The following is a 4508-nucleotide window of genomic DNA, read 5'->3' on the forward strand; positions in this document are numbered from 1 at the left end:
GCGGCGGCCGACTGGGCGGCGCCGGCCTGGGTGGTCTGGACCTTCTGGGCCGAGACCCAGCCCTGCTGAGCCAGGGCGTTGTAGCGGGCGAGGTCGGCCTTGGCGCGGCCCTGGTCGGCCTGGGCGCTGGCGACGCCGGCGGCCCGCTGGGCGATCATCGCCTGTTCGAGGGCGGCCTTGTCATCGACGCCCGTGATGGCCGCTTCCAGGGCCTGGGCGTTGGCGACGGCCTGGTCGAGCTTGGCCTGAAGCGGGGCGGGATCGATGCGGGCGACGACCTGGCCGGCCTCGACCCGCTGATTGTCGGCCACCAGAACCTCGACGACATAGCCCGAGACCTGCGGGCTGACCTGCACGGTGTCGGCCTGGACGAAGGCGTTGTCGGTGGTTTCGTAGTGCTGCTTGTCGACGAACCACAGCCCGCCGCCGATGATCAGCGCCGTCGCGGCCGCACCGCCGACGATCAGGGGAACAAGCTTCTTGGACGCTGCGGCCATGGACTTAGAATCCCGAAACAAACGCGATGGATCGGGGCGGTATATCGGACCCGCGCCCCGGGCAAGGGATAAATGGACGCAGTCGTCCAAAAATCAATCGCGTGCGGCGAGAAAGATCCCGATCCCGCGTCAACGGGTCGCGCCGACGGCGTGATCCCGGCGCCCGATGTTCGAGCGAGGATCGCGCATCATCTTCAAGCGCCGCGCAACCCAGGCGGCCCCGCGCGCGTATTTCCAAGGACGGAGCCGTTGGCTTCGAACCGTCGCTCAGGAGCGCCCATGAACGCCCACCGCCCGCTCTCGACGTTCCGCCCGGTTCTGTGGCTGGCGGCCGCCGCCTTCGCGACGGGGTTCGGCGGCTACCTGATCATGGCGCCGGCGGCGACCGGCGGCTGACGGCGCCGCGTTCGTCGGTCCTCAACGTCCCCCGGTCGAGCCGAAGCCGCCCGCGCCGCGCGTCGTTTCGTCCAGGCTGGTCGTCAGGCCCCACGAGGCCTGAACCACGGGCGCGATCACCAGCTGGGCGATGCGGTCGCCTCGGCGGATCGTGAAGTCTTCCTCGCCCAGATTGATCAGGATCACCTTCACCTCGCCGCGATAGTCGCTGTCGATGGTGCCGGGCGTGTTCAGGCAGGTCACGCCGGCCTTGGCGGCCAGGCCCGAGCGCGGCCGCACCTGGGCCTCGAAGCCTTGCGGCACGGCGAAGGCCAGGCCGGTGGGGACCATGAACCGCGCGCCGGGCTTCAGCACCAGGGGCGCCTCCTCGCCCACCGCGGCCCGCAGGTCCATGCCGGCCGCGCCGTTGGTCTCGTAGGCGGGCAGGGGCAGGCCCTCGGCATGGGCCAATTGGACGACGGGGATGTGCGGAGCGGTCATGAAAGGCTCTTTGCTATGCGTTGGGCGAGGTCGCGGGCCACGGAGTCCTTGGCGGCCCGCGTCCAGCGTTCGGTCTTGTCCTTGGAGATCAGCAGGACGGTGTTCTCGTCGCCGCCCATCACGCCGGGCTCGGTGACGTCGTTGGCGATGATCCAGTCGCAGCCCTTGCGGGCCAGCTTGGCGCGGGCGTGCATCTCGACATCGTTGGTCTCGGCCGCGAAGCCGATCACCAGTTTCGGCCGTCTCGGCCCGGAGGCCGACAGCGTCGCCAGAATGTCCGGGTTCTCGACGAAGGTCAGGGCCGGCGGGCCGCCCTTGTCCTTCTTCAGCTTGACGCCGAACACCTCGTCGATGCGCCAGTCGGCGACGGCGGCCACGAACACCCCGACATCGGCGGGCAGGGCGGCCTGGCAGGCGGCCAGCATGTCGCGGGCGGTCTCCACGTCGACGCGGTCCACGCCGAGCGGGGTGGGCAGGGCGACCGGTCCGCTGACCAGGGTCACCCGCGCGCCCAGCTTGGCCAGGGCGCCGGCGATGGCGTAGCCCTGCCGGCCGCTGGAGCGGTTGGTGATGCCGCGCACCGGGTCGATCGGCTCGAAGGTCGGACCGGCGGTGACCAGGGCGTGCTTGCCCAGCAGCGGACGCGCGGCGGGTCCCTCGAGAGCGCTCATGATCGCCTCGAAGATCACCGGTGGTTCGGCCAGGCGGCCGGGGCCGAACTCGCCGCAGGCCATGGCGCCGTCGTCGGGACCGACGAACATCACGCCATCGGACTTCAGGGTCGCCAGGTTCCGCTGGGTGGCCGGGTGCAGCCACATCCGCACGTTCATGGCCGGGGCCATCAGCACGGGCTTGTCGGTGGCCAGCAAGGTCGTGGAGGCCAGATCGCCGGCCAGGCCGTGGGCGGCCTTGGCGATCAGATCGGCGGTGGCCGGCGCCACCACCACCAGGTCGGCCGAGCGCGACAGCTCGATATGGCCCATCTCGGCCTCGTCGGTCAGCGAGAACAGCTCGCTATAGACCTTGTCCTCGGCGAGGGCGGACAGGGAGAGCGGGGTGACGAATTCGGCGCCCGACCGGGTCAGGATCGGCCGTACGCCCACCCCGGCCTTGCGCAGCAGCCGCGTCAGCTCCAGCGCCTTGTAGGCGGCGATGCCGCCGCCGACGATCAGAAGAACCCGCTTCTCGGTCATGTCATCGGACTCCGGCGCGTCTCGCCCCCAAGGGGGCGTCATCAGGCGCATAGAGCGACGCGGGCTCCAGCGTAAGCCCCTTCGCGCAAAAACCTTAACAGGGACTCGACATTCGTTCCGGCTTCGTTCTTAATCGTAAAGGTAGAGAACACACCTGGAGATCGATCATGACGGTACGGTTCGCGTCCTGGCCTTCCGCCTTCGCGATAGCCGGCTTGGCCTTGAGCGTTGTGGCCTGCGACGGAGGCGCATCGGCGGTCAAGGCGCCCAAGGCCGGCGACGTCGCCTCGGCGGCCCAACCGGCGTCTGACCGCGACGGGCCCGCCTTCAACGGCGGGACCTATGACGGCGCGCCGACCCGGACCGACCCGCGCGACGCGCCGGTCCGCACGGTGGCGGGCAGGCCGATGTGGGCGGCCAACCGCACGCGGACGGCCGAGGAAAACGCTCAGCGCGGCTTCGAGCGCTACGGCGCCGAATTCGCCGCCGCCGATGTGGACGACTATGTCCGCAAGACCCACGCCTTCGTCGGTCATCCGCCGGCTGGGGCGCAGACCCTGACGCGGGCCAATGGCGACACCCTGATCTATGACGCCAGGGACAACGTCTTCGCGGTGGTCACCAAGGCCGGGGCGCCGCGCACGATGTTCAAGCCCGACGACGGCGCGGCCTATTGGGCGACCCAGAAGGCGGGACAGGGTCGGCGAACCACCGCATCGCGCGACAGGGCGTCCAGCGCCCGCGACAGCTAGATCAACAACGCGTCTCAAGGTCAAAGCGCCTGGGGGAGGCGCCGGGGGGAGGGCTGTGCTGCGTCACGCCGTCTTCTCGTCTCCCGATCGGCTCGGGGGCGATCGGCCCCGGGGCGATCGGGACCCAGGGGCGGCGCGGTCGCCGTCCCTGGGAGGGCTTTGGGCAAGAGCTCGAGCCTTAGAGCAACCAAGCCCCGGCGGCGAAGGCCAGGCCCGCCACCGCCGCCCCGGCCAGGAACCACGGCAGCGCTCGGCCAGGACGCTGTTCGACCACGGTGACGGCCGAAACGGGCGGCGCCTCGGCCAGGCGGGCCAGGGCGCGGATCGCGCGGACGGCCTCGTCGGCGAAGTCGCGGACCTTGGCGGCCGGCGACAGCTCGCGGGCGATCCAGCGGCGCACCACCGGATCGGCGGCGGCCCACAGGTCGTGGGTCGGGTCGATACGGCGGGCCACGCCCTCGACGGTGACCATGGTCTTCTGCAGCAGCACCAGTTCCGGGCGCAGGGCCATGTCGAACAGGGCGGTGATCTCGAACAGCTGGGCCAGCAGCCGGCCCATCGAGACGTCGCTGGCGTCGCGGCCGAACACCGGCTCGCCCACGGCCCGCAGGGCCTGGGCGAAGGCGTCGCGGTCGTGGTGGGCGGGCACGTAGCCGGCCTCGAAATGGATCGCCGCCACGCGCGGATAGTCGCGATTGAGGAAGCCGTAGAGGATCTCGGCCAGGTACTTGCGCTCGGCCGGCCCCAGGCGGCCCAGAATGCCGTAGTCGACCGCGACGATGCCCGCCGGGGCGCTGACGAACAGATTGCCCTCGTGCAGGTCGGCGTGGAACAGGCCGTGGTCCAGGGCCTGGGACAGGAAGCCCCGCGTCACGGCCTCGGCCAGGGCCTTGCGGTCCAGGCCCGGCTGCTCCAGGGCGGCGGGGTCCGACAGGGCCACGCCCGAGGCCCAGGTCAGGGTCAGGAACCGCTTGCCGACCCCGTCCCACACCACGTCGGGCGCGCGCATGTAGGCGTCGACCTTCATGGCCTCGCCCAGCTCGGCGCAGCCGGCGGCTTCGAAACGCAGATCCAGCTCCAGGTCCAGGGCTCGGATCACCACCTCGACGAACTCGCGCGGCCGCAGGCGGCGGGCGGCGGGAGCCAGCCGTTCGGCCAGGTCGGCGGCCAGGCGCAGGGCGGCGCTGTCG

General features: G+C 71.1%; 6 protein-coding genes. 2 read left to right on the top strand and 4 right to left on the bottom strand.

All coding sequences use genetic code 11. From position 1 onward, the window contains the following. On the bottom strand, nt 1-497 hold a 497-nt coding region (locus tag WAL33_RS14305), incomplete at its 3' end, for an HlyD family secretion protein (protein WP_422182191.1). Between the two features lie 279 nt (nt 498-776). On the opposite strand from WAL33_RS14305, the gene WAL33_RS14310 reads away from it, so the two are divergent. After that, complete coding sequence (locus WAL33_RS14310; RefSeq protein ID WP_422182192.1) at nt 777-893, top strand: hypothetical protein; 117 nt, start codon at nt 777-779, stop codon at nt 891-893. Between the two features lie 21 nt (nt 894-914). Here WAL33_RS14310 and dut read toward each other — a convergent pair whose 3' ends face one another. Both dut and coaBC read right to left on the bottom strand, forming a co-directional pair. Next, on the bottom strand, nt 915-1373 hold the full coding sequence (gene dut / locus WAL33_RS14315; RefSeq protein WP_422182193.1) for a dUTP diphosphatase: 459 nt from the start codon (nt 1371-1373) through the stop codon (nt 915-917). Next, complete coding sequence (coaBC, locus tag WAL33_RS14320) at nt 1370-2566, bottom strand: bifunctional phosphopantothenoylcysteine decarboxylase/phosphopantothenate--cysteine ligase CoaBC (RefSeq protein WP_422182194.1); 1197 nt, start codon at nt 2564-2566, stop codon at nt 1370-1372. Before coaBC ends, dut begins: the two co-directional genes overlap by 4 nt. A gap of 167 nt (nt 2567-2733) precedes the next feature. Between coaBC and WAL33_RS14325 the strand changes: the two genes are divergently transcribed. Continuing rightward, nucleotides 2734-3318, top strand: coding sequence for a hypothetical protein (locus WAL33_RS14325; protein WP_422182195.1), 585 nt, complete (start codon nt 2734-2736; stop codon nt 3316-3318). A gap of 178 nt (nt 3319-3496) precedes the next feature. Here the strand turns inward: WAL33_RS14325 and WAL33_RS14330 are convergent. Continuing rightward, the coding region (locus tag WAL33_RS14330; protein ID WP_422182196.1) for an AarF/UbiB family protein at nt 3497-4508 on the bottom strand (1012 nt) is incomplete at its 5' end.

The sequence above is a fragment of the Caulobacter sp. genome (assembly GCF_049283275.1).
GTDB lineage: Bacteria > Pseudomonadota > Alphaproteobacteria > Caulobacterales > Caulobacteraceae > Caulobacter.

Excerpts from the sequence above, each read along its gene's own strand:
- WAL33_RS14310 (WP_422182192.1), top strand. The coding sequence starts at position 777 with ATGAACGCCCACCGCCCGCTCTCGACGTTCCGCCCGGTTCTGTGGCTG.
- dut (WP_422182193.1), bottom strand. The coding sequence starts at position 1,373 with ATGACCGCTCCGCACATCCCCGTCGTCCAATTGGCCCATGCCGAGGGC.
- coaBC (WP_422182194.1), bottom strand. The coding sequence starts at position 2,566 with ATGACCGAGAAGCGGGTTCTTCTGATCGTCGGCGGCGGCATCGCCGCC.
- WAL33_RS14325 (WP_422182195.1), top strand. The coding sequence starts at position 2,734 with ATGACGGTACGGTTCGCGTCCTGGCCTTCCGCCTTCGCGATAGCCGGC.